The sequence below is a fragment of the Mycobacterium sp. WMMD1722 genome (assembly GCF_049315205.1).
GTDB lineage: Bacteria > Actinomycetota > Actinomycetes > Mycobacteriales > Mycobacteriaceae > Mycobacterium.
On sequence record NZ_CP186056.1, the window covers coordinates 2,689,723 to 2,716,236 of the forward strand.

General features: G+C 62.1%; 22 protein-coding genes. 11 read left to right on the top strand and 11 right to left on the bottom strand.

Annotated elements, in window-relative coordinates; all coding sequences use genetic code 11:
* Positions 1-56 precede the first annotated feature (56 nt).
* From ACN27E_RS12810 to ACN27E_RS12820, 3 genes are read left to right on the top strand one after another with little or no spacing between them, the layout of a single operon-like run.
* Positions 57-908, top strand: a complete 852-nt coding sequence (locus ACN27E_RS12810; protein WP_422741846.1) for an oxidoreductase — start codon at positions 57-59, stop codon at positions 906-908.
* 59 nt (positions 909-967) lie between these two features.
* Positions 968-1,525, top strand: a complete 558-nt coding sequence (locus ACN27E_RS12815; RefSeq protein ID WP_422741847.1) for a DinB family protein — start codon at positions 968-970, stop codon at positions 1,523-1,525.
* A gap of 1 nt (position 1,526) precedes the next feature.
* On the top strand, positions 1,527-2,123 hold the full coding sequence (locus ACN27E_RS12820) for a DinB family protein (RefSeq protein WP_422741849.1): 597 nt from the start codon (positions 1,527-1,529) through the stop codon (positions 2,121-2,123).
* Positions 2,124-2,144: 21 nt separating this feature from the next.
* Here ACN27E_RS12820 and ACN27E_RS12825 read toward each other — a convergent pair whose 3' ends face one another.
* The 3 genes from ACN27E_RS12825 to ACN27E_RS12835 all read right to left on the bottom strand — a co-directional run bounded on the left by ACN27E_RS12825 (position 2,145) and on the right by ACN27E_RS12835 (position 5,346).
* A complete protein-coding gene (locus ACN27E_RS12825; protein ID WP_422741850.1) occupies positions 2,145-2,468 on the bottom strand; it encodes a hypothetical protein in 324 nt (107 codons plus the stop codon).
* A gap of 92 nt (positions 2,469-2,560) precedes the next feature.
* Positions 2,561-3,160, bottom strand: a complete 600-nt coding sequence (locus ACN27E_RS12830) for a TetR/AcrR family transcriptional regulator (RefSeq protein ID WP_422741852.1) — start codon at positions 3,158-3,160, stop codon at positions 2,561-2,563.
* A gap of 77 nt (positions 3,161-3,237) precedes the next feature.
* Entirely contained in the window at positions 3,238-5,346 is a 2,109-nt protein-coding gene (locus ACN27E_RS12835) for an acyltransferase family protein (RefSeq protein ID WP_422741854.1), read from the bottom strand.
* 220 nt (positions 5,347-5,566) lie between these two features.
* Between ACN27E_RS12835 and ACN27E_RS12840 the strand changes: the two genes are divergently transcribed.
* The 5 genes from ACN27E_RS12840 (at position 5,567) to ACN27E_RS12860 (ending at position 10,300) form a co-directional block, all read left to right on the top strand.
* Complete coding sequence (locus ACN27E_RS12840; protein ID WP_422741856.1) at positions 5,567-5,884, top strand: PASTA domain-containing protein; 318 nt, start codon at positions 5,567-5,569, stop codon at positions 5,882-5,884.
* A 99-nt stretch (positions 5,885-5,983) separates the two neighbouring features.
* Positions 5,984-7,354, top strand: coding sequence for an ABC1 kinase family protein (locus ACN27E_RS12845; protein WP_422741857.1), 1,371 nt, complete (start codon positions 5,984-5,986; stop codon positions 7,352-7,354).
* Positions 7,355-8,260 carry an alpha/beta fold hydrolase gene (locus ACN27E_RS12850; RefSeq protein WP_422741858.1) on the top strand — a complete coding sequence of 302 codons (906 nt, stop codon included), beginning with the start codon at positions 7,355-7,357 and terminating at the stop codon, positions 8,258-8,260. It abuts the gene before it with no gap.
* A 132-nt stretch (positions 8,261-8,392) separates the two neighbouring features.
* Positions 8,393-9,262 carry a cyclopropane mycolic acid synthase family methyltransferase gene (locus ACN27E_RS12855; protein ID WP_422749849.1) on the top strand — a complete coding sequence of 290 codons (870 nt, stop codon included), beginning with the start codon at positions 8,393-8,395 and terminating at the stop codon, positions 9,260-9,262.
* A gap of 141 nt (positions 9,263-9,403) precedes the next feature.
* Complete coding sequence (locus tag ACN27E_RS12860; RefSeq protein ID WP_422741860.1) at positions 9,404-10,300, top strand: cyclopropane mycolic acid synthase family methyltransferase; 897 nt, start codon at positions 9,404-9,406, stop codon at positions 10,298-10,300.
* Positions 10,301-10,358: 58 nt separating this feature from the next.
* Here the strand turns inward: ACN27E_RS12860 and ACN27E_RS12865 are convergent, their stop codons facing one another.
* The gene (locus tag ACN27E_RS12865; RefSeq protein ID WP_422741862.1) at positions 10,359-11,861 is read right to left on the bottom strand and encodes a PE-PPE domain-containing protein; all 1,503 of its coding nucleotides are present in this window, start codon (positions 11,859-11,861) and stop codon (positions 10,359-10,361) included.
* 333 nt (positions 11,862-12,194) lie between these two features.
* Here ACN27E_RS12865 and ACN27E_RS12870 point away from each other — a divergent pair, with 333 nt between their 5' ends.
* The 3 genes from ACN27E_RS12870 to ACN27E_RS12880 all read left to right on the top strand — a co-directional run bounded on the left by ACN27E_RS12870 (position 12,195) and on the right by ACN27E_RS12880 (position 16,080).
* Complete coding sequence (locus ACN27E_RS12870) at positions 12,195-12,539, top strand: hypothetical protein (protein WP_422741864.1); 345 nt, start codon at positions 12,195-12,197, stop codon at positions 12,537-12,539.
* A gap of 141 nt (positions 12,540-12,680) precedes the next feature.
* On the top strand, positions 12,681-14,465 hold the full coding sequence (locus tag ACN27E_RS12875; RefSeq protein ID WP_422749851.1) for a DUF4012 domain-containing protein: 1,785 nt from the start codon (positions 12,681-12,683) through the stop codon (positions 14,463-14,465).
* Positions 14,466-14,619: 154 nt separating this feature from the next.
* Entirely contained in the window at positions 14,620-16,080 is a 1,461-nt protein-coding gene (locus ACN27E_RS12880; protein WP_422741865.1) for a polysaccharide biosynthesis tyrosine autokinase, read from the top strand.
* Between the two features lie 325 nt (positions 16,081-16,405).
* Here the strand turns inward: ACN27E_RS12880 and ACN27E_RS12885 are convergent, their stop codons facing one another.
* From ACN27E_RS12885 to ACN27E_RS12915, 7 genes are all read right to left on the bottom strand, one after another.
* Entirely contained in the window at positions 16,406-17,869 is a 1,464-nt protein-coding gene (locus ACN27E_RS12885; protein ID WP_422741867.1) for a sugar transferase, read from the bottom strand.
* A gap of 31 nt (positions 17,870-17,900) precedes the next feature.
* On the bottom strand, positions 17,901-20,219 hold the full coding sequence (locus tag ACN27E_RS12890; protein ID WP_422741869.1) for a UDP-glucuronate decarboxylase: 2,319 nt from the start codon (positions 20,217-20,219) through the stop codon (positions 17,901-17,903).
* A gap of 430 nt (positions 20,220-20,649) precedes the next feature.
* Positions 20,650-21,765, bottom strand: coding sequence for an O-antigen polymerase (locus tag ACN27E_RS12895; RefSeq protein ID WP_422741871.1), 1,116 nt, complete (start codon positions 21,763-21,765; stop codon positions 20,650-20,652).
* Positions 21,766-22,019: 254 nt separating this feature from the next.
* Positions 22,020-23,237 (bottom strand): glycosyltransferase family 4 protein, encoded by a 1,218-nt coding sequence (locus ACN27E_RS12900; protein WP_422741872.1) that lies wholly within the window; start codon positions 23,235-23,237, stop codon positions 22,020-22,022.
* On the bottom strand, positions 23,129-23,971 hold the full coding sequence (locus ACN27E_RS12905) for a glycosyltransferase (protein WP_422741873.1): 843 nt from the start codon (positions 23,969-23,971) through the stop codon (positions 23,129-23,131). The genes ACN27E_RS12900 and ACN27E_RS12905 overlap by 109 nt, the downstream gene beginning before the upstream one ends.
* A 61-nt stretch (positions 23,972-24,032) precedes the next feature.
* On the bottom strand, positions 24,033-24,995 hold the full coding sequence (locus ACN27E_RS12910; protein ID WP_422741875.1) for a hypothetical protein: 963 nt from the start codon (positions 24,993-24,995) through the stop codon (positions 24,033-24,035).
* A 266-nt stretch (positions 24,996-25,261) separates the two neighbouring features.
* Positions 25,262-26,206: a glycosyltransferase family 2 protein gene (locus ACN27E_RS12915; protein WP_422741877.1), complete on the bottom strand. Its 945-nt coding sequence runs from the start codon at positions 26,204-26,206 to the stop codon at positions 25,262-25,264.
* Positions 26,207-26,514: the final 308 nt, after the last annotated feature.

Below are 26,514 nucleotides of genomic sequence, written 5' to 3' on the forward strand. Positions count from 1 at the left end.
TGTGTCGATTCTAGTCGACAGTGTGTCTAGTAAGAGTTGCAGAATCGGAGGACTCGATGCGCACGTTGTTCATCACCGGGGTGAGCTCCGGTCTGGGCCACGCTTTCGCCACCGCCGCCCTGAGCGCCGGCGACGCCGTGGTCGGCACGGTGCGGCGACCGGCCGATGCCGAGGCGTTCACCGCCTTGGCGCCCGGGCGTGCGCATGCACGGCTGCTCGATGTCACCGACGACGACGCGGTGTTCCGCACGGTCGACGACGTCGAAGCGACGGTGGGTCCGCTCGATGTGGTGATCGCCAATGCCGGATATGGCGTTGAGGGCATCTTCGAGGAGACCCCGTTGTCGCAGCTGCGGGCCCAGTTCGCCACCAACGTCTTCGGCGTCGCCGCGACCCTGCAGGCGGCGCTGCCCTACATGCGCCGGCGTCGCGCGGGTCATCTCATGGCGGTCACGTCGATGGGCGGACTCATGGCGGTGCCGGGATTGTCGGCCTACTGCGCAAGCAAGTTCGCGGTCGAAGGCATGCTCGACAGCCTGCGCAAAGAGGTCGCCTCCTTCGGTATCCATGTCACCGCGATCGAACCCGGCTCGTTCCGCACCGACTGGGCCGGCCGGTCGATGACGCGCGCGCAGCGCTCGATCCCTGATTACGACGCGGTCATGGAGCCCATCCGCACCGCGCGGCTGGAGGCCAGCGGTCGGCAGTTGGGCAATCCGCAGAAGGCGGCCGACGCCGTCCTGTCCATCATCGGCATCGACGAGCCGCCGGCGCACCTGGCACTGGGATCCGATGCGCTCGCCTTGATCGGCGCAGCCCGCAGCGCCGTCGACGCCGACCTTCGTGAGTGGGAATCGCTCTCTCGCAGCACGGATTTCGCCGAGGGTGCGCGCCTGACTCCACGCTGAGCAGCCCTTCTCCGCGCTTTAGGACCGAAACTGTCCTATAGCGGTGGGAGGCTCTACCCATGAACCTCACCGAGGAGCTGGTCGACCAGCTGGAGCTGCACTGGACGGGTCAGTTGCGACCCCGCCTGGACGGCCTGACCGACGACGAATACTTCTGGAAACCGGTGCCGGACTGCTGGACGGTGCATCGGGACGGTGCGGCGGGCAGCAGCGACGCGGCCCGGGGGAAACCCCGCGTGGACTTCAGCTATCCGGCTCCTGACCCCGAGCCGTTCACCACCATCGCCTGGCGCATGGCCCACGTCATCGTCGGGGTGTTCGCGATGCGCAATCATTCCCACTTCGGCGGTCCACCCGCGGACTACGAGTCGTGGTCCTACGCCACCGACGCCGCCACCGCGCTGGCCCAGCTCGACACCGAGTACAGCCGGTGGATCAGCGGCGTGCGCGGTCTCGACGACGACGCACTGGCGCGGCCGTGCGGCCCGGCCGAGGGGCCGTACGGCCACCGCCCGATGGTGACGCTCGTCCTGCACATCCACCGTGAAGTCATCCACCACGGTGCCGAAATCGCTTGTCTGCGTGACCTCTACACCCACAGCCCGAAGGAGATCTGAGATGCCCGGTTTGCCCCCACCCGCCGCGGGTGAACGTCAGACGCTGATCGCGTTCCTCGAGTTCAACCAGAACGCCTTCTTCTCGGTCGCCCACGGCCTGACCGACGAGCAGGCCCGCTCGACGCCGTCGGCGAGCGCTCTGTCGATCGGTGGTCTGGTCAAGCACGCCGCGGGGGTGCAGCGCGGTTGGGTGCAGCGAGCAGTTCACGCGCCGGAGTTTCCGCCGCCGGACCCGCGTCCGCTCCAGGAGCAGATGGCCGAATACCAGGACCAGTACACGATGCGCGACGACGAGACCCTCGCCGATCTGCTGAACGATCTACGGGCGGTGAACGCCGAGGCGCTGCAGCTGTTCGCCGAGAAAGACCTCGACACCCCGGTTCCGGTGCCGCCGGATGTGCCGTGGTTCCCGAAGGACGTCGACAACTGGACGGTGCGCTGGGTGGTGTTGCACCTGATCGAGGAGTTGACCCGCCATGCCGGCCACGCCGACATCATCCGCGAAACCGTCGACGGCGCAACGATGTACGAGTTGATGGCGGCCAGCGAGGAATGGCCGGAGACCGACTACGTCAAGAGGTGGCGCCCGGCGAGTTGAGCGAGGGCTTGGGTGGGCGGACTAGCAGCCGGTGGGTCGGGCGACTCCGACCCCCACCCAGGTGTCCTCGGTGACCGGTTCGCCGGCCTTGGGCGCCTGCCAGCAGACGATCCAGTTCGTCAGGTTGGTGAACACCCCGGAGCTGCCGTCGTTCTTCATGACGTTGAGCGCCTGGTCGAGCCCGGTGAGCGCGTCGGTGATGTCCTGGGCCGCGGTCTGCAGGTTCGCTCCCTCGACGTCGGGCATCTCCGCCGACGGCTGGGCACCCGCGGGCCCGCCGAGGCCGACGGACAGACTCAGCAGCAACGACGTGACGCCCGCGACGACGGCGATGTGACGCTTCACTTGTCCCCCTCGATGGTTAGGCGTGTTCAGCGTAGTGAGGCTGGTCGATTCCCGGATTCTTTCGACGGCAAGTGGGCGACGGGACCGATTAGTCAGCGGCCGAGCACCCGGCGCACGGCGTTATCGGCCACGACGTCGAGATCCTCCCCCAGTCGACCGGCTAGCCATTGCCGCGCAAGTTCCGCCATCGCACCGGTGAAGATCGCCGCGCCGACCTTGGCGGCGACGGGGTCGATGTCAGGATGCAGCCGCCACCCTTCGACCAGCACCAGTTCGCGCAGCTGATCCCGAGTGGCGGCTCGACGGGCGGCGAGGGCCGGGTTGGATGGCGCGTCGGTGAACAACACCCGGCCGCGCCGCGGATCGGCTGAGCTAAACCCCAACACCGCCGCGATGCCCGCGCGGACACGCTCCTGCATGGCCAATCCTGCTCCGGCCATCGCTTCCTCCACCGCCGCGGCAAGCTGGGCATTTATATCGTCGTACAGGGCGCCGAGTAGGTCGTCCGTGCCGGCAAAACTCTCGTAGAAGTAGCGGGTGTTCAAGCCGCATTCCCGCGACACCGAGCGCACCGCCAACGCGGCCTCGCCTCCGTCCCCAAACAATCGCAGCGCCGCGCCAACGAGCAAGGCCCTTCGCTCGGCGCGGCGCTCGGTCAGCGGGATGCCCGCCCACCGGGTCGGGGTCGACATCGTCACAGCTTAAGCGGGGCTGGCGCATTAATACTTGGTTCGTGCCCGACCTTCGGGGATTACTTTGCCAGTCGCTATTAGGGCGGTGGCGGCACGCTCAGCGCTGCTTTTAGACCGTCCTCGACGGCGGAACTCAACGACTCAGCGAAAGTCGCGGTTATGTGAGAGTTGCCGTCGACATAATCTCGGTAGACGATCACATCACCTATGACCGAAGGGCACCAATCTTCGGTACAGAAGTAGCGAGTCAGGTCAATAAGAGTTGCCCGCTGCGTGAGTTGTGCAGCAGCGACCAAAGGATCCGGCCGTACCGCCTCGGTACGTGGTGTGCCGCACTCACCGATTTGATCCGGTCCGAAGTTGACTCTCGTCACGCACGCCAACGCGCCTTCACTACTTGTTGGATTATCCGCGATGATAGCGATTCGATTGCCCGCATCAATAATTTGCTTCCATGCCGCCGAGTAATCGGCAGGTGCTTGCCCGCCGATGAGACTCGTGGTCACGACAAGATCGTATGGGTGGGCGACTAACTCGGCTATCACTTGGTTCATCGGCTCTTTGCATACTGGCGACAGCTCAAACATCAAGTTGCATGACTGCCCTAGGTAAGTAGTAAGTCGCCACTTATTCGCCATGAGGATCGGTCGCAGCGCCGGTAGCAACGACGCCGCGTGCGAGTCACCAACGAGCGCAATACGGACGGCATCATCGCCCTTATACCCGTACTCGCATGTTCGGAGCGTGCGACGATCCGACTCCCTTTTGAGATAGCAGTCGAAAGCTCCCTGAGTATCTTGCGAGAGAGCGTCGACACTCGGCCTCAGAAAAGACCCGGGACTTCTCAGTGAACACCCCTCCCGCACCATGGCGCGAGACCCAAAGCAAGGATTGACCACCACGTCCAAATCCACCGCTTCAGTGCGGTCAACCTGTGACGCGGGCTCACCTTGTGCAGCTGAGACCATCTCGGCGTGTCGGACGCTGGCGATAGAAACGATAACGATCGCAGCAGCTAAGCCCCCCGCTACGGTCCACACAGCCCGACCAAGAAGCCAGCTGTGTTCTGCGCCGACAGTCAACCACTCGGACTGACGTATTGGATTCTCATAGTAACGATATGTTATAGCCGTAAGTCCCAGTGTGAGCACAATAGCGAGCACGTAGAAAAGTGACTTGCTCCCAGTCAACGTTGGCAACAAGGTTATCACTGGCCAATGCCACAGGTACAGCGTGTAACTAGTGTCCCCGAAGTACCGCGCGACCGGATTGGTCAGCGGAAGCATTCCACGAACCGGAACGCCATGAAACGAAGCCACTACAGCAGCCGTCGACAGAACCGGTAAGGCCGCCCAAGGGGCTGGAAACAGAACTGTGGAATCGATTACAAACAACGAACCGACCACCCCCGTCAATCCGAAGTAAGCAAGGATCGGACGGACCTTCGACGGAAGGCGCGACAGCCAAGGCCCTCCGATCGCCAGCACTGCGCCGATACCCAACTCCCACACCCTGGTGAAGGTCGAGAAGTACGCCGCATTGGGGTCAGTGACCGATAGGTACATCGACCAGCTGAATGAACTGATGACGATCACGGTCATGGTAGCAAACAACACCAAATGACGTGCGTTTCCCCGCCGACGCACCGCCCGAGTTAGCGCAAAAAGTGCGACTAGCAGAGCAGGCCATACGAAGTAGAACTGCTCTTCGATGGACAGCGACCAATAGTGTTGAATTGGCGATGGCGGCTGACCCTGTTGGAAATAATCAGCGCCCACCGATTCGAAGCGGAGGTTCGCCGCGAAAACCGCAGCCCATAGCGCGTCCAATAGCGTCTCGCGTGCGCGATAAGCGGGAAACAGAAAATGCGCTGACAGGGCTGTGAAGCCAAGGACCAGCAGCGCGGACGGAAGGATTCGCTTCGCTCGGCGAGCGTAGAAATTAGCGAACGATAGTCTCCGTGTTGCTGCGCGTTCGCGAAGCAGCAGTCCACTGATGAAGAATCCCGACAACACAAAGAAGACGTCCACGCCGACGAACCCACCTGACGGCCAACCGAAAAGGTGATCCGAGAACACAGCGAGGACGGCGACGGCGCGCATGCCTTGCAGGTCCGGTCGATTGAACATGTCGAATACGAGACGGCGCCGCGTTGAGGTCAGCGAACTTGCTTCGTCGACAGTCATTGGCCCCCCAGCGACATAGCGAACCGTCACATTAGCGCAGGCCGAGCTTCGTCACACTTCGGCACGGGTCGGTCAGGCCGTCAGGCGTGTCAAGGCCTGGTCAAGTTTTGTAGCGCGAGCGTCTTGCGGCGGGCGTTCCCTCGTTTAAGGTGAGGACCGAGTCGCGTCGCCGCATTGGCTCGCGAAATCTGACGCCGGCCGGCGGAGCGAGGGGAAACGCGTGAAGAGTTTGGTGGTAGCGACCGTGTTGGCGCCCGTCGCGGCCCTGACGTTTGGACTTCCTTGCGCGACAGCGCAAGCTAGTTGGGAAATGCCGGAACTGCGAGGAATGACGCTGGCGGCAGCTCAAGCGGTGTACACCAAGGCCACGGACAGCTCTGGACCATCTCCGTCGGTAATCAACTACTTCAACAACAGCGAGGTCATCAACTTTTCGAACTGGATCGTATGTCGGCAATCGCCGTCGGCAGGTACGACGATCACGGCAAAATCCAAGACTGCGGTGGGTGTGAACCGGCCAACTCTCTGCTCCAATTAGCATCAAAATCGCTGCGTGGCGGTTCGGCGGCCGCCTCGGAGTGTGAGCCGTCGCACAGGGATTTTCCGGCGCGCGGGCTCTTTTGACACACTCTGTGGTATGAGCTCTACCAAGAAGACGAAGCAACCGGAGCATCGCGAGGTAGCCAAGCTCGACCGGGTGCCGCTACCGCTCGAGGCAGCGCGCGTCGGCGCCACCGGCTGGCAGGTGACGCGCACCGGCGCCCGCGTCGTCTCGACGCTGCGCTCCCGCGGTTCGCTCACCCAGAAGATCGCGCGGCAGATCCCACAGACGTTCGCCGATCTCGGACCCACCTACGTCAAGTTCGGCCAGATCATCGCGTCGAGTCCGGGCGCCTTCGGTGAACCGCTGTCCAGGGAGTTCCGCAGCCTGCTCGACCGGGTTCCACCTGCCGACCCCGCAGCCGTTCAGAAACTGTTCCGGGAAGAACTCGGCGACGAGCCGAAGAACCTCTTCAAGACCTTCGACGAGACGCCGTTCGCCTCGGCGTCGATCGCGCAGGTGCACTACGCGACGCTGCACACCGGGGAAGAGGTCGTGGTCAAGATCCAGCGTCCGGGCATCCGCCGCCGCGTCGCTGCCGATCTGCAGATCCTCAAGCGCGGCGCGCGGCTGGTCGAGTTCGCGAAGCTCGGCCAGCGGCTCAGTGCCCAGGACGTGGTCGCCGACTTCGCCGACAACCTCGCCGAGGAGCTGGATTTCCGCCTCGAGGCGCAGTCGATGGACGCCTGGGTCGCGCATATGCACGCCTCACCGCTCGGCGAGAACATCCGCGTCCCGCAGGTGTACTGGGATCTCACCAGTGAGCGGGTGCTCACCATGGAACGGGTGCAGGGCATCCGCATCGATGACGCCCCGGCCATCCGCAAGGCGGGTTTCGACGGCGAGGCTCTGGTCAAGGCGCTGCTGTTCAGCCTCTTCGAGGGCGGTCTGCGGCACGGCCTGTTCCACGGCGACCTGCACGCCGGCAATCTCTTCGTCGATCCGGACGGCAAGGTCGTCTTCCTGGACTTCGGCATCATGGGCCGCATCGACCCGCGCACCCGCTGGCTGCTGCGCGAGCTGGTGTACGCCCTGCTGGTCAAGAAGGACCACGCCGCCGCCGGCAAGATCGTCGTCCTGATGGGTGCGGTCGGGACGGTCAAACCCGAAGCCCAGGCGGCCAAGGATCTCGAGAAGTTTGCCACCCCGTTGACCATGAAGTCCCTCGGCGATCTCAGCTACGCCGAGATCGGCAAGCAGCTCTCGGCGCTGGCCGACGCCTACGACGTGAAGCTGCCCCGCGAGCTGGTGCTCATCGGCAAGCAGTTCCTCTATGTCGAGCGGTACATGAAGTTGCTCGCGCCGAAGTGGCAGATGATGAGTGACCCCCAGCTGACCGGGTACTTCGCCAACTTCATGGTCGACATCAGCCGTGAGCACAAGGAAAACGAAGAGCTGGAGGTCTGAGTGCAGGTCCGCGAGGGCAAGGCCTCGTCCGGTGAGGTCGAGATCCACTACGAGGACATGGGCGATCCGAACGATCCGGCCGTCCTGCTCATCATGGGCCTGGGCGCGCAGCTGACGTTCTGGCGGGAGGATTTCTGCCGCAAGCTGATCGATCAGGGTCTGCGCGTCATCCGCTACGACAACCGCGATGTCGGCCTGTCGACTCGCCTGGACGGCCGGCGCACCAAGGGGTCGCAAATCGGCAACATGGCCCGCTCACTGCTCGGGTTCGAGAGCCCGTCGGTGTATCGGCTCGAAGACATGGCCGACGACGCCGCGGCGCTGCTCGATCACCTCGACCTCGAGCACGCCCACGTCGTGGGCGGTTCGATGGGCGGGATGATCGCTCAGGTGTTCGCGGCCCGCTACGCCGAGCGGACCAAGACCTTGGCGGTGTTCTTCTCGTCGAACAATCAGCCGCTGCTCCCGCCGCCCGGCCCGCGTCAGCTGCTCGCGGTCATCACCGGCCCGCCGCCGAGCTCTCCGCGCGAGGTGATCATCGAGAACTCGATCAAGGTCAGCCGGATCATCGGCAGCCCGAAGTATCCGTCCACCGAAGAGCAGTTGCGCGCCGACGCGGTCGCGTTCTATGACCGGGCCTTCTATCCGCAGGGCATCGCGCGGCAGTTCAACGCGATCACCGGCAGCGGCAGTCTGTTGAAGTACGACCGGCAGATCACCGCTCCCACGGTGGTCATCCATGGCACGGCCGACAAGCTCATGCGGCCATCCGGTGGCAAGGCCATCGCCAAGGCGATCCCCAACGCACGCCTGGTCCTGTTCGACGGTATGGGCCACGAGCTGCCGCAGCCGCTGTGGGACGACATCATCGGCGAACTGAAGACCAATTTCGCGGAACGTCCCTGACCTGCCGCAACATTTCGCAATTCGGCTGACCCCAGGCGGGTCGCGTACCATCTGCACTCGAGGCAAGCGCGTGTGTGCGGTGAGTCAACAATGACCCTGCTGAACCCCGCTCATCGCCAGAAAGGCACGACCATGGCCCGATCGGGCAAGCTCAAGCCACATTTCGAAGACGTCCAGGCCCACTACGACCTGTCCGACGACTTCTTCCGGCTGTTCCTGGACCCCAGCCAGATGTACAGCTGCGCGTATTTCGAGCGCGATGACATGACGCTCGAGGAAGCGCAGCGGGCGAAGGTGGATCTGGCGCTGGGCAAGTTGGGTCTCGAGCCCGGGATGACGTTGCTCGACGTGGGCTGCGGCTGGGGTTACACGATGATGCGCGCGATCGAGAAGTACGACGTCAACGTCGTGGGGCTCACCTTGAGCAAGAATCAGCTCGCGCACGTCGAGCAGATCTTCGCCGACTCGGACAGCCCGCGCTCGAAGAAGGTGCTGCTGCAGGGCTGGGAAGAGTTCAACGAGCCCGTCGACCGCATCGTGTCGATCGGCGCGTTCGAACACTTCGGCAAGGACCGGTGGGACGACTTCTTCACCATGGCCTACCGTTCGCTGCCCGACGACGGGGTGATGCTGCTGCACACCATCACCGCCCTGACCATCCCGCAGATGATCGAGCGGGGCATCCCGCTGACGTTCTCGGTGGCGCGGTTCATCAAGTTCATCCTCACCGAGATCTTCCCGGGCGGATATTTGCCGACGATCGAGCTGGTGGGAGAACACGCCGCCAAGGCGGGCTTCACCCTGACCCGCGAGCAGTCGCTGCAGCCGCACTACGCCAAGACCCTCGACCACTGGTCCGCGGCGCTCGAGGCGCATCGGGATGAGGCGATCGCGGTGCAGTCCGAAGAGGTGTACGACCGCTACATGCACTACCTCACCGGCTGCGCGGACTCGTTCCGCAAGGGCTACACCGACGTCAACCAATTCACGCTGGTGAAGTAGCCCGCACCGCAGCACGAAACCAATTGACCGACACGTCGAGGCCCTGCCTGTGAGCGGGCTGTCGGCGGGTAGTGTCTGGTCAAAGCACTGACCAATTGGTGAATTCAATTGACCTGTCATGAGGAAGGCCAAGCGCGAACGATGTCTGACAATTCCACCGGCACCAAGGACCTGACGCCTCACTTCGAGGACATCCAGGCCCACTACGACTTGTCGGACGACTTCTTCGGCGTCTTCCAGGACCCGACGCGCAAGTACAGCTGCGCCTACTTCACCGGGCCGAGTGTCACGCTGTCCGAAGCGCAGATCGCCAACGTCGACCAGCACTTGGACCGGCTCGACCTCAAACCCGGGATGACGCTGCTCGAGGTCGGCTGCGGCTGGGGTCTGACGCTGCAGCGCGCGATGGAGAAGTACGACGTCAACGTCATCGGCCTGACGCTGTCGAAGAACCAGAAGGCCTACTGCGATCAGTTGCTGAGCAAGATCGACACCGAGCGCACCTACGACGTCCGGCTGGAAGGGTGGGAGCAGTTCCACTCCCCCGTCGACCGCATCGTGTCGATCGAGGCCATCGAGCACTTCGGGTTCGATCGGTTCGACGACTTCTTCAAGACGTGCTACGACATCCTGCCGGAGGACGGCCGGATGACGATCCAGAGCAGCTGCGGTTACCACCCGTACGATCTGCAGGCCCGCGGCAAGAAGCTGACGTTCGAGCTGGCCCGCTTCGCCAAATTCATGGCTGAGGTGATCTTCCCGGGTGGCCGCATCCCGTCCACGAAGATGTTGGTGGAGCACGGGGAGAAGGCCGGATTCACGGTGCCCGAGACGCTGTCACTGCGGAACCACTACATCAAGACGCTCGGTATCTGGGCCGCCCGCCTGGAGCACAACAAGGAGCAGGCCATCGCGGCCGCCGGCGAGCAGCATTACAACGACTACATGCGGTACCTCACCGGCTGCCAGTACTACTACGTCGACGAGGCGCTCGACGTGAGCCTGGTGACGTATGTGAAGTCCGCTCGAGCGGCCTGACACAGCAGACGACGGCGCCCCGGCACTCGATGAGTGCCGGGGCGCTGTCGTGTTCGGCTCAGGCGGCGCTGACGCCCGAGGCTCCCGAGGTGCTGCTGTCAGCCGCGCTCGGCGCGGGGCCGCGGTCGACACCGCTCGTGGCGACGCGGCTGCGCGTGCCGGTGGCGGTACCGCCGGTGCTGCCGGTGCGTTCCTGGCTCGCAGACTCTGACTGGTCGCCGGCCACCCGACGGCTGGTCGCGACGTCATCGGTGTCGGGGCGCGCCGTCCGCAGGAAGCCGCCACCGGTGTCGGCGGTCCGCGCGGTGGACGTCGCCGCCGTCTCCACCGCATCCGGCACCTCCACCGGCCGCGACGGCTGGACGACCAGGCGCGAGCGGGCCGCGGCCGCGGCGGCCTGCTGTTCGGTGGTGGGCGGGGCCGGGGTCGGCACCTGGGGGCCGAAGGCGTCGCGGACACCCTGATCGATGGCGTCCGCCACCTTGACCGGGAAGTCCGGACCGATGGCCAGCGGGTTGAACGGCAGCGGCGAGAGCGCCTGCGGGATGCCGGGGTTGATCTCGCGGTCGTAGCCGAGGTCGATGAGCAGCTTGGTCAGCGGCTGCACCAGCTTGATCAGCGGATCGACGACGAACGAGATCCCCGTGGACTGGCCCAGGTCGGCGATCGGCTGGAACAGCGGCAGGGTGCCCTGCTGCGGGATCAGCACGAAGGTGGCGTCCTGATATTCCCGCTTGGGCGCGGCGTCGATGGCGGCAGCCAGCGTCTCGTCGGTGTAGCCGTACGGCATGGTGTCGTAGGGACCGTTGCTGTTGGGGTCCAGGTAGTAGCCGTGGACGTACTCGAAGGCGGCGAGCGCGTTCAGGACGGCCAACGGGTTGCCCCAGTACAGCGGCGCGTCGCCGACGGGGTCGTATTCGAACGAATAGTTCGTGCTCTTGATGCCGATGTCGGTGGGCAGCTGCGGGCCGAACGACAGGTCGATGAATGGGATGGTCGGCAGGAAACCCAAACGCGACCACAGGCCCTGGGGATTGTTGATGTTGCCGATGGTGACCACGGAGAGCCGGTCCTTGGTCTCCTGGTTCAACCCGGCCAGGTTGTACAGCTCGCGGGAGACGACCGCGCCGCCCTGGGAGTAGCCGAAGATGATGATTTTCTCGTCGGGCGGCGCGTCGGCCAGGGTCTGGTTCACCGCCGTGTCGAGGTTGGCGACCCCTTTGTCGACCGATTCGTTCCAGGTGTCGCAGCTCAGGCCGGGGCACCAGCCGGAGAAGATGACCAGCGGGAAGAACGTCGCCGGATAGGGAATGCCATCGAGGTCGCAGCCGTCGGTCGAGGTGCAGGCGACGCCGGAGGGGTTGATGTACCGGTCGGCGGCGTTCTCCTTGTAACCGGTGACCGCGTTCGGTCCGACGATGTTGTGGGTACCCGTCCCGGGCACGATGAGGGCGACCGCGCCGAAGGCAAGAGCTGCGGCGAATGCCGACGCAACACATAAGCCGAGGGACGCGAGAAGCGAGGTGACGACGACAAGCGCCGCGTGAGTCGACTTACGCATCCTGAGAGTTTCTCATGTTTCAGCCCGATGACGGACCGTTTCGCGGATTGTTTCGCGATGCGGATACTCGGCCCTGCCGGCAATGAGAATGCCGGTCCGCAAAGCAAACTCGGGGCTCGTTGTCGCAAGCTTCGTCGCACTCATTACGCCCGTTAACGGCGTCGAAACCGCAATTTACGACGCGGACAAGATCAGCTGCCGCCCTGCTCACGCAGGGTGCGGGTGCGTCGAGCCCCGTTGGCCGAAGATCGCGTTTCGTGTTGACAGGGAGCACACAGTCTGAAAAGCTCTCAGCAACTCAAGTTACGAGACCTATCGCCTTCGGGGGGAACCATGACCATCAGCAACAAGATGAAGGTGGCCGCCGCGGCCGCCGCCATCGCCGGCGGAGCCGCCCTCTTCGGGCCGGCCGCCATGGCGCAGGCGCAGCCGCAGGGGATCATCGGCTCGGACAGCGTCACGCTCATCAACCCGACGCCCGAGGACATCGCGATCTTCGAGCAGTTCGGCTTCCGCCAGGACAACGGTGACGGTCAATTCACGTTCGTGCTGCCCGGCGGCGGCGCGGCGGGCGGCCCCACCTGGTACGACGTCATCCAGGCCAACGCCGATCTGTTCCGTTCCATCGGAGTCGAGACCGGCAACGAGACGCCTCCCTACGGCGGCGTCAGCGCCTGATCTGACAGGCGTTCTGTACTCATACTGAACAATGTGCGGCAGCGATCGGCTGCCGCACATTGTTGTCTCAGGGCATCGCGCGGCTCCGCTGATCCGCCTGTCCTTGACGTGGAAATAGGGAATCCTGCTTAAGTGACAATCATTTCGCGGTCCGGACGTGGAGGGCTTCGGTCTCGCCGCGGCCTGCTGATAGCCGGATTAGTCATTCTGGTGTTGCTGGCGTTCGCCGCCTGGCTGGGTGTGCGGGCGCTCCAGGTCAAATCGAATCTGGAGCAGGCCCGAACGGCGGCGGTGCAGGCGAAAGACGCACTGCTGCAGGGCGATACTGAGGGCGCATCGCGGTCGGCGGACGATGCGCAGCAGCACGCGCAGACGGCTCGTGATGCGGCGCATTCGATTCCGTGGGCTGTCGCCTCCGCAGCGCCGTGGTTGGGCAGTCCGTTCAAGAGCGGTCAACAGATCACCGACGTGGTGCTGGGTCTGGCCACCGACGTCCTACAGCCGACGTCCGAGGTGGGCACCGCGATCTCCCCCGCGCGGCTCTATGCGAACGGCCGGGTGGACGTCCAGGCACTGCGGCAGGAGGAGCCCCAGCTGGCCGACATCTCCGAGAAGGCGTCGCGCCTCGAAGCGCAGGCCGACGCCATCTCGGAACCCCGCTTCATTTCGGCGATCCGAGACGCTCGAACCCAGCTTCAGGACCAGACCGCCGAGCTCGCCGGGATACTCGAAAACACCGCGCTGGCAGCGCGTCTCGTGCCGTCGATGATGGGTGCGGACGGGCCGCGGAGCTATTTCATGGGGTTCCAGACGAATGCCGAGGCGCGGGGCACCGGGGGCTTCCTGGGTGGCTTCGGCATTCTGCGGTTCGACGACGGCCACCCGTCGGTCGACACGCTGGCCAAGAACAGCGACTTGGAAGATGCGGTCGCCACAGTCGATCTCGGTCCAGAGTTCGACGCGCTCTACGGCTACGCCAAGCCGCTGACCGAGTTCCGCAACAGCAATCTGAGCCCGCACTTCCCTTACGCCGCTCAGATCTGGAAGTCGATGTGGGAACAGCAGACCGGTACCAAGGTTGACGGCGCCATCGCTATCGATCCGATTGCGCTCAGTTACATCCTCAATGCGGTGGGGCCGGTCACCATGCCCGACGGGGAGGTCGTCACCGGCGACAACGTCGTGGAGCTCACGGAGTCCACTCTGTACTTCCGCTTCCCGGACGATCAGGTGGCGCGGAAGAACTATCTGCAAGACATCGCCAACGAGGTGGTGAAGAAGATGACCGGGCCGGTCGGCTCACCGCGTCAGCTGCTGGACGCGTTGGGCAAGGCCGCTGGACAGGGCCGAATCGCGGTGTGGAGTGACGTGTCCGAAGAACAGCAGCTACTCGAGAAGACGCCCCTTGCCCACATCGTGCCCGATGACCCCGCCCCCTACGCGCAGGTTGTCATCAACAACATCGCCGGCAACAAACTCGACTACTACCTGAAGCGGGACATCGAGTACGTGGCCGATGGCTGCGACGGCGACAGGCGGATGTCGACCGTGACAGTCCGCCTCGAGAACACCGCGCCGGACCAGCCGCTGCCCGAGTACATCGGCGGTCGGCTCGGCATCCCGGACACAGGCAGGTGGAGACTCGACTACCCGCCGGGGGCCATGGTCTCCTCAGTACGCCTGTACGCGACGACCGGCGCCACCCTGGACAGCGCGCTTCTCAACGGGCAGAAGACAAAGGTCTTCGAGCGTGTCGAGCGAGGGCACCCGACTTTTGGTGTCGAGGTTGTCATTCTTCGCGGTCGGACCGCCGAGCTTACCTTCAGGCTCTCCGAACCGACCTCACCTGGACAGGTACGGGTACCGGTGCAACCGCTGGTGGACGCGGTGAGTCCGAAGGTTTTGGTGCCAACGTGTTCGGGCTGAAAACCCACCGAGCATTTGACTGGGCGCGCCAGGTTTTCAACTCGCTGCAGCCCGCGGCGAGGTTGAACGCGCGCCGTTCCAACTATGAGCGGCGAGTCGGAATCGGAGTTGTCCGCGCCGGCTGGCAACTAGCACTTGTAAGAAGGGGGCAGCTTTGACACTGCAGGACTTCGTATCGCTGCTTCGAGCACGGTGGATTACCGTCTGCGTCACCATAGTCGTAGTCGTATTGGGCGGTGTGCTGCTAACCCTCCTGACGACGCCCATGTATCAGGCATCCACAAGACTGTTCGTGTCGACGAGTTCGGGCTCGTCGCTTTCGGATGTGTACCAGGGCAACAGATTTTCTCAAGAGCGTGTCATCTCCTATGCGGAACTCCTGATGGGTGAAACCCTGGCCCAGCGAACGATCGATAAACTGGACCTTGACGAGGACGCGAACACGCTTCGCGAAAACGTAAAAGCGACAGTAAAGCCGGATACCGTGCTGATCAACGTGGCGGTGTTGGATGAGTCGCCGGTAAGAGCCAGGGATATCGCGAATGCCTTATCTGACGAATTCGTCACTATGGTACGTGAACTTGAGACACCTGAAGACGGGGCGGCGCCGGAATCTCGAGTCGTTGTCGAGCAGCGTGCCTCCATTCCGGAAAAGCCAGTCGTGCCGAAAACTGCACGGAATCTCGCCGTCGCCCTCGGCCTTGGTGTCATCTCTGGTGTAGGACTTGCTGTCCTCCGCGATCGTCTCGACAACACGGTGAAAGACAGGAAGACGCTTGAAGCCATTACGGGCACCGGCGTCGTTGGAAATATCCCACTCGACAAAGAGCGTCGCAGGCACGCAGCGATCAGCTTCGAGACCGATAACTCCCCTATCGCCGAGGCTTTCCGCAAGGTCCGGACCAACCTCCAATTCCTCGCCGTCGACAATCCACCGCGTGTCATCGTGGTCACCAGTTCGGTGCCAAGTGAGGGAAAGTCGACAACGGCCATCAACATTGCTTTAGCACTGGCCGAAGCGGATCATCAAGTCGTCATCGTCGACGGTGATCTGCGGCGGCCCATGATTCATAAATATCTAGATGTGGTCGGGCCAGTTGGTTTCAGCACGGTGTTGAGCGGAGCAGCGGACCTGAGTGAAGCGCTGCAAAAAACGCAATACACGGGGCTCACTGTCCTCAGCTCGGGTGCGATTCCGCCAAATCCCAGCGAGCTTCTAGGATCCCAGGCGGCCAGGAAGCTACTGAACGAGCTCCGTGCCGAATACGATTACGTCATCATCGACTCGACACCGCTGCTAGCAGTCACCGACGCCGCCATTCTGGCCGCAGGCGCCGACGGCGTGCTTGTCATGGCGAGTTACGGTCGGACGAAACGAGACCAGATCTCCCACGCGGTTCAGAGCTTGGAGAGCGTAGCGGCGCCTATTCTGGGCGCAGTATTGACGATGACACCTACGCGCAGTAATGCTTCGTATGGGTACGGCTATGGGTATTACGGAGAACCTCAGACGTCCGCAGTAGACGTCACCGTCAGGGCGCCCCACGCGAAGCACGAATCCAAGAAACACAACGCCGGCGTCGAGGCGACTGCGTCTGAAAAAGCTCCGGAATAGATCTTCGGGAGTGTCACAAGTTCCCCGATAGCCCCGAGCCCGCGAACGATGAGTGGCGAGTCCAATTCGTTAGCTGAAGTCTTCCGGCGATTGGCTGCCAGTATTCGCCACGGCGGTGCGGACAAGACGTGTCTGTACTTGACCCCAAGTGGCGGACATCTGTTGAGCAGTAGCACTCTGGATTTCCGCTGTGGCAACTCGGACCATCGCGCACGGCGGTGCGTTTGCCGGGTCGACGGCGCTTCGGGCGAGGACTTAAGTTGCGCGGCACAAGCCACCAACCACCACCAAGATCCCTGGGCCAGACGCGACACTCGCTACGCAGTTAGTACGCGCCGTTCCGTCCGAACACGACTCGTGGGGTTTGAGCAATGATCCGCAGGTCCCACAAGAAACTCCACGAGCGGACGTATACGGAATCGAGGTGCTGCAGATCCGCGTAGGTGAGGTCGCTTCGACCACAGACCTGCCAGAGCCCTGTGATCCCCGGCTTGACATCCAATCGGACGAGCGCAGCTCCGTCGAGGCGGTCCGCCTCTTCGGTCGGGAGGGGCCGCGGGCCGACCAACGACATTTCTCCGCGAACCACGTTGATCAGCTGAGGCAATTCATCGAGGCTCGTTTTGCGAATGAAGGCACCGACTCGAGTTACTCGCGGGTCATTCGCCATCTTGAAGAGCGGGCCGTCGGATTGATTGAGCTGAGAGACAGTCTTTCGCTGTTGCCAAGCGTCCGCTGTCATGGATCGGAACTTGAAGATCGAGAACGGCTGGCCCGCTCGGCCGCTTCGTTCTTGACGGAAGAAGACAGGGCCTGGGCTGTCAAGTTTAATTGCCGCGGCGACGGTCAGCATGACTGGAGATGCGACGATCAGCGCACACGCCGCAAGCGTGACATCCATGATCCGCTTCATGAATCGGGCCGCTGGCCCAAGGGAGGCGGTTGGCATGTGCATAAGCGTCAGTCCGTGCAACTCCTCGGCCTCACTGCGCCAGTTGTGGAGTTCGAAGAACCGCGGAATTTCCGAAACAGGTACTTGCCCCTGCACTTGACGCAGCGCCTCGAGCACCATGGCGTCCGTCGTGTTCGGGAACGCGATTATCACGCGATCGATCTGGTTCGTCGAGCAGATCTCGGACAGGTCTGCAAGCCCGCCAAGAAGCCTGTGGGGCCCTGGCGTCGGGTTGTCATCGACATGCCCAACGACGAGTGTGTCTGGGCATCGGTGCAGTCTCGATGTCAGGCGGTCCGAAATCGGCCCTGTACCCAAAACTAGGATTCGACTCACGGTCGGGTCGATCTTCCGAACAACCAAACGGCGACCAAACGGGACCAGAACGACAGCTGGCAGCGTCATCGCTACTGCCGCAGTAAGAGTGATCCCGCGCCCTCCAGGTGAGACCATGGCGTCGACGGCGAGGGCAAGGAGCGCCGCGGTAGGAAGACTACGGGCGACGACCGATGGCCGCCACCATTCGCTTGGCCGCAGCCGCGCGGCCGGCCTGCGGTACAACCCATGGAAGTGAAGGGCTACTGCCATGGCGACCGCGCCTAGCGCAATGTCCTCGCCGGTCAATCCGCCAGCGCGGGCAGGACTAATCAGACTGATGACGGCGGCACCGATCGCTGCAGACATAGTGAGAGTGATGAGATCAGCGGTCTGCAGGAAATAGCGGTGTCTGAGGCCCAGATTATGGGCGTGCTTGGAATCAGTCGGCGAATTAACTGCGGGCGAGAGCGGACCCGTCGAGGGTATGTCTGACCGCTTGGGCGGTATGTCGATGGTCACAGCGAAGCCCCCACTATTCGGATTCCCACGACTACCACCCGAACCCGACCACACGCAGCCCGGCGCCGGCGAACTTGGACTCGGCCAGACAGTTCCGCCCATCCACGATGAGGTCGCCGCGCATCACACGACGAAGGCCGGAGGGATCAAGATTCCGGAATTCCGACCATTCTGTCGTCACCACCACGGCATCAACTCGATCGGCCGCCTCGTAGGCGTCAGGCGCGAGACGAACGCCAGAGAACTCGGCGGGCAGGGACTTGACCACCGGATCGTAGGCCGACACAACGGCCCCAGCGGCCAGAAGGCGACGAGCAATGTCAAGGGCTGGGGCGTCTCGCAGATCATCTGTGTCAGGCTTGAAAGTTAAGCCCAAGATGGCGATTCTGCGTCCTTTGAGGATGTGCAGCTCACGCTGAAGTTTACGGACCGCACTGGCGCGTTGCATCCTGTTGATGTCGACAGTCGCTTGCAGCATCGACGGTGTGTAACCGTACTCTTGGCTAGACGAGATTAAGGCGGCCACGTCTTTTCCGAAGCACGAGCCACCCCACCCGACGCCCGGCTTCAGGAAGGCGCTCCCGACTCGGTGATCAGCTCCGATTGCCGGGAGCACTTGACGTACATCTGCACCGAAAAGCTCGCACATCTGGGCGACCTCGTTCGCGAAGCTGATCTTTGTGGCGAGGAAGGCGTTCGCCGCGTACTTAATCATCTCCGCCGAGGCAAGTTCAGTCGTGATCAGCGATGGCCGCACATCTCTTCGTCCGCCGCTGAACGACTGGTCGAGCACCGGCTGGTACAGCTCGGCGACACGCTTGACTTCCGACGCTGCGCCGCCAAGTACTATCCGGTCTGGAAAGAGGAAGTCCTCGATCGCGCTGCCCTCGCGCAGGAACTCGGGGTTGGAAACGACTCGGAAGGAAATCTGCCGACCGCCGTCGAGCGCGTCCTCTAAAATGGTGCGCGTCCAGTTTCCCGACCCCACCGGTACGGTCGATTTATTGACAATCACCGCGCCGTCTCGAAGGTGCGGGGCGAGCGAGTTGAGGGCGCCCTCGAGTTGCGCCAGGTCCGGCGACCCGTCTGGGCCAGGTGGCGTGCCAACGCACAGGAAAACAAAGTCCGCGTCGGCCAGCGCCTCCTCCGGACGGTCGGTGAATCGCAGTCTCCCGCTAGCCAGGGTTCCCTTTAGGATTTCTGGCAATCCGGGCTCCACAAAGGGGGTCTGTCCAATATTGAGCTGACTTGCCCGCACCGAGTCGCTATCGAGGCCATACACATCGTGGCCTAGAAAAGCGAGGCATGTAGACGTCACCGCACCGACGTACCCAGTGCCGATGACCGCGACCTTGCGCCGCGACTGCGGCTCCTTAAGGCGTACCGGGGAATCCCATTGCTCCCGCGCACCCTGATCTAGACGGTTCCGGAACCAGTCTATGGTTTCGAGCAAGCCATCGCGCACGTCAATACGCGGTTCCCAACTCAAACTGCTGCGCGCCAGCGAGATGTCCGGCTGGCGCTGGGACGGGTCATCTGTGGGCCGGTCGACGAATTCGAGCGGCGACTCCGAATTCGAGAGCTCCCGAACCAGTTCGGCAAGTTGGAGCATGGTCATCTCACGGGGATTGCCGATGTTCACGGGCCCAGCAAGATCAGAAAACAGTAAACGCAGAGCACCGTCTACCAAGTCATCGACGTGGCACACCGACCGCGTCTGGCTTCCGTCGCCATGAACGGTTAAGGGCGCGGCGGCCAGAGCTTGTTTGATGAAGTTAGGAATAGCACGGCCGTCGTCAGGACGCATACGTGGCCCGTAGGTATTGAATATGCGCATAATGGCGGTATTCACACCGTGCTTATTCCGGTAGGACATAGTCAGCGCTTCCGCGAAGCGCTTTGCCTCGTCGTAACAGGCCCGCGGCCCGACAGGATTAACGTTTCCCCAATAACTCTCTGATTGAGGGTGAACAAGCGGGTCACCGTATGTCTCAGACGTGGAGGCGAGGAGGTAACGAGCACCCTTTTCCTTGGCCAGACCCAAGGTGTGCAGCGTCCCAAGTGAACCGGCTTTCAGGGTCTCAATCGGAAGTGACGCGTAGTCTACGGGCGACGCCGGTGAGGCGAAATGAAGCACGTAGTCAACCGGACCCGGTATGGAGATGTAATCACTGACGTCAACTTTGAGTAGCCGGAAACCCTCACGACCGATAAGGTGCGCAACGTTCTCGGGTGATCCGGTGACGAAGTTGTCGAGACATACAACATCGATGTTGCGCGCTAACAGCTGCTCAGCGATGTGCGAGCCCACAAACCCGGCGCCGCCTGTAAGAACCGCCCGCTGGCGCATGTTTCCCCCTCGTGCTGTACAGGCCCCCCGAACACCACCCGAAATGACCGAAAATGGAACGACGCGCGCAGCGAGGGCGAAAAAACCAGCTATAATGCCTGCCAGCCCGCCGTAATTCCAGCTCGCGCTACACGGCCACTTCACAATCTCACCGGTAGTTGGACTGCAAAGCGACGCTATCACTGAGGCGCGCCAGGCAGCAACCGGTGAAGCAGGTCATGCGTCGTCTGATTGTGCGGCGACGAAGCCGAGGCGCGAACCACATCGCCAGTGGCCTGCGGAGCGCTACAAGGATCGATAGTCACGCCTAGGTATGAAGCTGGTCTCGGCCATCGGCCAGCGCCTTTGGGGCACGAGGGCGTTCACTTTATGCTTCAACGAGCAGGCTTCTCGTCCGTGAACCGTCGGACAGCGCCATTCGTTGCAATTGTCAGCCGAGCGAGGAAGCTCGCGCCTTGCGCAGCGGAGCTGTCCCCGAGTGCTCACTTAGTGATGCCCTGCGAATGATTAGCAGGCTAACGACTACAGGGATCCAACTCGGCTGAATGAACGGAACGAATTCGTAAACAGAGAAAACGGCCAAGTAAATGACATAGTACCGAATCATTTGTCCTGCCATGGAAGCGTCACCACTGAGCCGCCGGTCGACAGCTCCGAAAAATAGACCTAAAAGGAACGACGCCACGAGAGCGCCGGTCACGCCAAAATCGACCAACGGCGCAGCCAGGTAAGTGGCAGTATTCATATAGTACGGTGCGCTCAAAGCAGACGTGGTTTCGTAGAGATCCGGCTGGTAACCTAACCAACGCGGAACGGCGCCTAGGCCTTGAAGCACTGTGAACTGGGTATCTGATCCGCCAATACCTGCGGCGAGTAGACGGCTCAGAGTTTCGTACGATCCACTAAATGATAGATCCAGAGAGGCCAGGGTAGCCGTTATAGGTTGATCCCCATATTGTCGTTGAAAGGTGCGCTCGAAAACACCTACGCCGTTTAGAATTCGTCGACTCTGGAACCACATCAGGGCCAGCACTGCCACGCCGACTGCAGCCGCAATGCCGTACCGATTGAGCGCCCTCCCGGGAGTTTGACTTTGCGCTCGCTGTTGATCAGTCTGCCTAAGTCCTCTGAAGTGCAAGGCAACGAGAACTCCGGGTACGACAGCGGTGAGAAGTGTATTCCGACTCGCACCAGCGAAAGCCCCGATCAAGAACACGAGCAGCCATGCCATTTCCGCGAGCTTCGGCCGCCGGCGACCTACGAGGATCGGAGCTAGAGTCAACATCATGCCGACAGTCCATCCCTCAGATAGAAATCCGGTCACGATGTTGCTATTTTCTCGCGCGTATTGCCTTACTACATCAACTCGGTCTGACAGAAGCGGTATACCACCGGAATATCGAGCGACGTTCGCGATAATCCCCGCGGTCAAGCAAAGCCAACGCGCAGTCTGAAGCGTATTGGAAGGAATACCGATCAGACCAGGTGTGATCGGTTCGTCGCCACTCAACGGTAGGCTGCGGATCATCAGCCAGGCTGTGGCCATGATGGTTATTCCGAGCTTAAGAGGCAGCAGTTGCTCCTCGGACGCGTACGAGTCGTACGGCCCCGGTAGCGCAAGGACCGCAAGCATGCATGCCGAGTGGAGCCCTACAAGTGCGAGGTACCAAGCGTCCCACCGGATGGCTAAAATTAGACCAACAACCGAGCACGCTGCGTAGACCGGCGAAATCGGCACTGACCAGATGATCACAAGAAGCGCGATTAGCGCTATCCATTCACTTGTACGTGAAATATTCACTACTGCCCTACCAAGCTCGCGAAGACCTCGTACCATTCATCGACCTTCTTCGAGAATCCGTATCGTTCGGCATATCTTTTCGCCAGTGCGTTGCGAGCAGACTCCTGGGCGTGGTTGCGCAAGCCCGAGGTTGTCAGCTTCCGAGCGAGCTGAACCGGATCGAGCGACGTGGTGTAGGCCAGAACGCCTTCCGCTGGCGCCAGCAGTTCTTGCAGGCCGCCAACACCGGTATGTACTACGGGCGTGCCTGAGGCGACCGCTTCTAGGGCGACCCGCCCGAACGCTTCGACGCGAGACGGCATAACGACGGCATCTACCGATGGCCACACCAGCTCGGGCTTGCTTGTTCTACCCATGTACATGACGCGCGGGGAGGCTGGCCGGACGAGTCCGTCACCGAACGCCACAAGAAGATCGTCCGGTTCTAAACACTCGGCGATGGAGTCGAGGAGGTCCGCACCTTTCTCAATCTCCATACGCCCCACATAAGCAAATAGGCGACCGGATGCGGGCAATCCCAAGGCGGCACGGGCGGCGGTCATGTCGCGCTGCTGCCCGTCTGCGCCGAAGTCTCTCGGCAGCGGATTAGGGATGCACCGCACCGGACCACCGAATCGGATGTTGCTCAGCTCGTCAGCCTCGTAGCGGGACACTGCGATCGAGGTATGCCGGCGCGTCACGCGCTGCAGGCGGTCCAGCAGGAGATTGGACCTCATCCTGAGCCGGTGGCGGCCAGTGGAAGCCTCAACGTACTGCTTGAGCGAGTTGTGCAGAGTCACGACGAGCCGAGAGGCAGGGAAGTCTCTGCCACGAAGGGAACGCGTGTGCATCGCTGACGATAGCAAATGGGCGGAGACGACATCAGGATGGAAATCTCGGATTGCATCGCGGATGGCAGCGCGGTAAGCAAGATCGATCTTCCTGCCTGGGCCCGCCTCGTATACGTGCACCCCCGCACCTGATAGGGCTACAGATACAGCACCGTTGGGGATGACAGCAGCGACTTCCGCTCGCCGCGAGAACTCGGGCAACATCTCGATCAGAAACCTCTCGGCACCCCCGAGTTGCTGCCTGCCGGAGCCGCCGGTTGCGCATACGAAGAGGATTCTCACTTGAGCGCCTCCCGCGCGCCCCGAACGCAGCCTTGCCGTTGCGGGCTCGGCCTCACCCAGTTTCGCCACTTGCACCCGAAGAGAAAGCTGTTCGCGAGTATCCACTTTTTTAGTCGAGGTTCATACTGATCCTTAGCTGCCCTAACTAGTTCTCGTGTCTGATGCTGGGCGATAATTTCCGCGTCCCATATCTTCTTGGCACTTTGATCGTCGAGATGGAGCACTCGAGCATCTCGGACAACCCGCTTTCCTAGTCCGCGTTGGCGAAGGGCCCAGCACAGCCGGTAGTCTTCTGAGTAAAAGAAACTTTGGTTCGGGACGCCGCCCATGTCCTTGAGCAATTGTGTCCGGACCGCCACGAATGGGCCAGTTAGCCAATCGCATTGATCGGGAGATGCGACTATGCCCAGCCGCGGGAAAGCGATGCTTAAACCCAACGCGAATGAAACTGCGCGAGCGAGGGTGAGGAAATGGCCGGCTGCCGTCGTTTCGCGTCCTCCACCATCAATAGTAGCCGGAAAAGCAGCTCCGACGAGAGGCGATTCAAGAGCGGCCACTAACCGAGCTACCGATCCTTTTTCGACAGTCAAGTCGTTGTTAGAGAGAATTACGATCTCTTCGCTTGCGAGCCGCAGACCCAAGTTCATTCCGCCCGCGAAGCCCAAGTTGACGTCCGACCGCACGAGCGTCGCCCTGCAATCATCAGCGACGGCCCTCAATTCGGTTTTATGCGGCTCGTGGCTACCGTTGTCAACAACAATAATCTGGGTGGCCTCATCCACGAGAGAAGCGACGCAACGGCGCGTCAGTTCATGGTCTTCCCAGGCGAGCACGATCACTGAAGCTCTCGTCAACGTTTCAGGCAACATGTCTCCTCACTACGAATCGGCTTCAGCTAGATCACAGCAGCCCAGGAACGAACCTACGGAGCACCACGTATTGAATAACGAGATTGACCACCTCGGCGATGGCTTCGCCTGCGAACGCACCTGGGACACCGCCCAACATCGCAAACGCTGGAATTAGTATCACGCCGGCTACCGCCGCGCTGGCCGCGCTGGCCGCAATAGTGTCGACGCGCGAGACTGACACCAGCCCAAGCGATCCTGTAGCTCGCGACGTACACGTCAGTAGGATCACGAGCCCGGCGACCCCGCATCCGAGGGCGTCGATGGGGACGGCCTCGCCGAATAGCACGGCGCCAGCCATCGGGGCTACGAAAGCGAATCCGCATCCGGCGGCCAGCCCGAGCGCAGCGTTCCATACGATCACTCGACGCGCCCGTTCGTGGCGCGTTGAATCGTCGGGAGCCGACCCCAGCCATGCTTGTAGTGCATTCGGTAGCGTTTGAAGTACCAGAAGAACCATGCGGAGAAGCCGCTCGATCGCGGCGAATGCCGGCACTAAGGACGGCGCCACGGCGGCGACTAGCGTCACGGGAAGCGCTGTGTAGAGGGCGCTGAAGCCGCGCGCCGTAACGGCGTGTCCCTGCGCGCGAAGCGACCGGATGATCGACTCGAAGGGCTCCTCCATCCGAGCGCAAGTGCGCCTTACGAGAAGGGCCCCTATTGCCGGGCCGCACAGAACGCAGAAGAGGATGGATAGCGGGAGTACGATCAACGGTGATCCCAGTATCAGGCTTAACGAGCCCATTACGCCGCCCGCCACTTTCGGTACGACATCCAGAAGCAACAAGCCGCGCGGGCTGCCCGTACCAATGAAGTACCAAGCCACAGTCAAGCCGTAACCCGCCGCGGCGACAGCCATCGCCGCAGCCTCGAGTCGGTACGTTGGAGCTAGAGCGGAGGACACCGCTGCTGCTGCCAGCCCGACCGGCAGGATGACTGCGAACTTCGTACGCATCGCTTGTTCATACAGACGACGACGTGCCGGCGGCGGGCTTGCGGCGACCGCTTGCGGGCCCGTAAGCGCCCAACCCAGCTCCACGAGCACTGCGCCACCACCGCCAACCGACTGGCCTATCGCGATGGCCCCCCATGCCTCACCCCCGTAGGTATAAGAAATAGCGGGTAGCATGACCAATGGGCTCAGCGCGGCCAGCGCGGGAGCAATCCCGAATCCGAACAAGCGCCTCCACGGCATCCCATTCAATCTGCTGATACGTTGCCTCACAATGCGCCTGCGAAAAGATAGCGCACGAACTGCCTAAGAGTCAGCCGCGGTCTTTCAACCTCTTGAAGTTGCGGCGTGCGAACCGCCTCGGCTATACCCAGGATGTATGCTCGTGCGGTTCCCTGTCTTGCCTTTCTCACGCCATTGAGCGCCATAGCCAGAAGCATCAAAGGACCAACGACGAATTGATACGGCTTCGAGAAGTCTCGGCGCAGAATTATTAAGCGGTTCCTCGCGAGCAATCTCGCCTTAAATTGTTGGCCCGCCAAGCTCGGTACGGAGTGGCCGCCGATATGTGTTAGTTGCAGGTCCAGTTCCATCGTGCGAACGCCGGCTGCGGAGAGCCGCATCGCCAGGCCCGCGTCCTCGCCCCAAGCGAATAGGTCTTCGTCGAAATACCATCCGTTGTCCCTAGCAGCTTTCACTGGTATGACGGCCGCGCCCCCGCTTGGCCCTAGACAGCAACGACGCTGCGGAACACCACGGTCGAGGAAGTAGCCATACCATGTCAACTGGACGCCTGACGTCAACGTCGATCCAGTACGCAGTGATACTGCCGCAAGCGATTGTGGCCCGGCGTGGGTCGCATAATCCACGATGCGACCCACGGAGTCGCGGTCCAAATAAACATCGGGGTTCAGGAGGAATAGCCATCGAGACTCCGCTTCGCGGATTAGCGTATTGGCAGACGTGGCGAATCCGGGATTATCAGGACGGCGCACGTAAGTCAGCCGCACCGCTGACCCCGCAGTCAGGCTTTCCACGAATCGTTCAGCTTGCGCCGTCGGGCCGTTGTCCACAATTCGAAGGCCAATGCCAGAACCGTCTAGCGATGCAATCCACGTCGGCATCGTTTTCGCGAGCGTTTCGAAGCCGCCGAAAAAAACCGTTCCAATCTCGAGAATAGACTGTGGCCCTGACAGACGCTGATCGCTTGACATGACAGCATCATTGACTTTCCCTGAGCGTGCCGATTGTTACTTTGCGGCCCGGAATCACACTATGGTGAACCATAGGCAGGCGCGACAGGGAATGCAGTGTTCTTGCACACAAGACCTCATCACGCATCTAATTTCCCACCTTCATACAACCGGCGCCCGGCTGATCGAAATTGCTCGTCGAAGCGGCCCCTCAACGAAACGCTATCAGTTGGCATCGGCTCCGGCGAACGGGAGCGCGCCTGACGTTTGAGTCGGTGCTTGGTCGGCCGGACCGGTTTTAGGGACCTACGCGCCGGCAACTGATGCCT

Excerpts from the sequence above, each read along its gene's own strand:
- ACN27E_RS12810 (WP_422741846.1), top strand. The coding sequence starts at position 57 with ATGCGCACGTTGTTCATCACCGGGGTGAGCTCCGGTCTGGGCCACGCT.
- ACN27E_RS12815 (WP_422741847.1), top strand. The coding sequence starts at position 968 with ATGAACCTCACCGAGGAGCTGGTCGACCAGCTGGAGCTGCACTGGACG.
- ACN27E_RS12820 (WP_422741849.1), top strand. The coding sequence starts at position 1,527 with ATGCCCGGTTTGCCCCCACCCGCCGCGGGTGAACGTCAGACGCTGATC.
- ACN27E_RS12830 (WP_422741852.1), bottom strand. The coding sequence starts at position 3,160 with ATGTCGACCCCGACCCGGTGGGCGGGCATCCCGCTGACCGAGCGCCGC.
- ACN27E_RS12835 (WP_422741854.1), bottom strand. The coding sequence starts at position 5,346 with ATGACTGTCGACGAAGCAAGTTCGCTGACCTCAACGCGGCGCCGTCTC.
- ACN27E_RS12845 (WP_422741857.1), top strand. The coding sequence starts at position 5,984 with ATGAGCTCTACCAAGAAGACGAAGCAACCGGAGCATCGCGAGGTAGCC.
- ACN27E_RS12855 (WP_422749849.1), top strand. The coding sequence starts at position 8,393 with ATGGCCCGATCGGGCAAGCTCAAGCCACATTTCGAAGACGTCCAGGCC.
- ACN27E_RS12860 (WP_422741860.1), top strand. The coding sequence starts at position 9,404 with ATGTCTGACAATTCCACCGGCACCAAGGACCTGACGCCTCACTTCGAG.
- ACN27E_RS12865 (WP_422741862.1), bottom strand. The coding sequence starts at position 11,861 with ATGCGTAAGTCGACTCACGCGGCGCTTGTCGTCGTCACCTCGCTTCTC.
- ACN27E_RS12870 (WP_422741864.1), top strand. The coding sequence starts at position 12,195 with ATGACCATCAGCAACAAGATGAAGGTGGCCGCCGCGGCCGCCGCCATC.
- ACN27E_RS12890 (WP_422741869.1), bottom strand. The coding sequence starts at position 20,219 with ATGCGCCAGCGGGCGGTTCTTACAGGCGGCGCCGGGTTTGTGGGCTCG.
- ACN27E_RS12895 (WP_422741871.1), bottom strand. The coding sequence starts at position 21,765 with ATGGCCACAGCCTGGCTGATGATCCGCAGCCTACCGTTGAGTGGCGAC.
- ACN27E_RS12910 (WP_422741875.1), bottom strand. The coding sequence starts at position 24,995 with ATGCGTACGAAGTTCGCAGTCATCCTGCCGGTCGGGCTGGCAGCAGCA.
- ACN27E_RS12915 (WP_422741877.1), bottom strand. The coding sequence starts at position 26,206 with ATGTCAAGCGATCAGCGTCTGTCAGGGCCACAGTCTATTCTCGAGATT.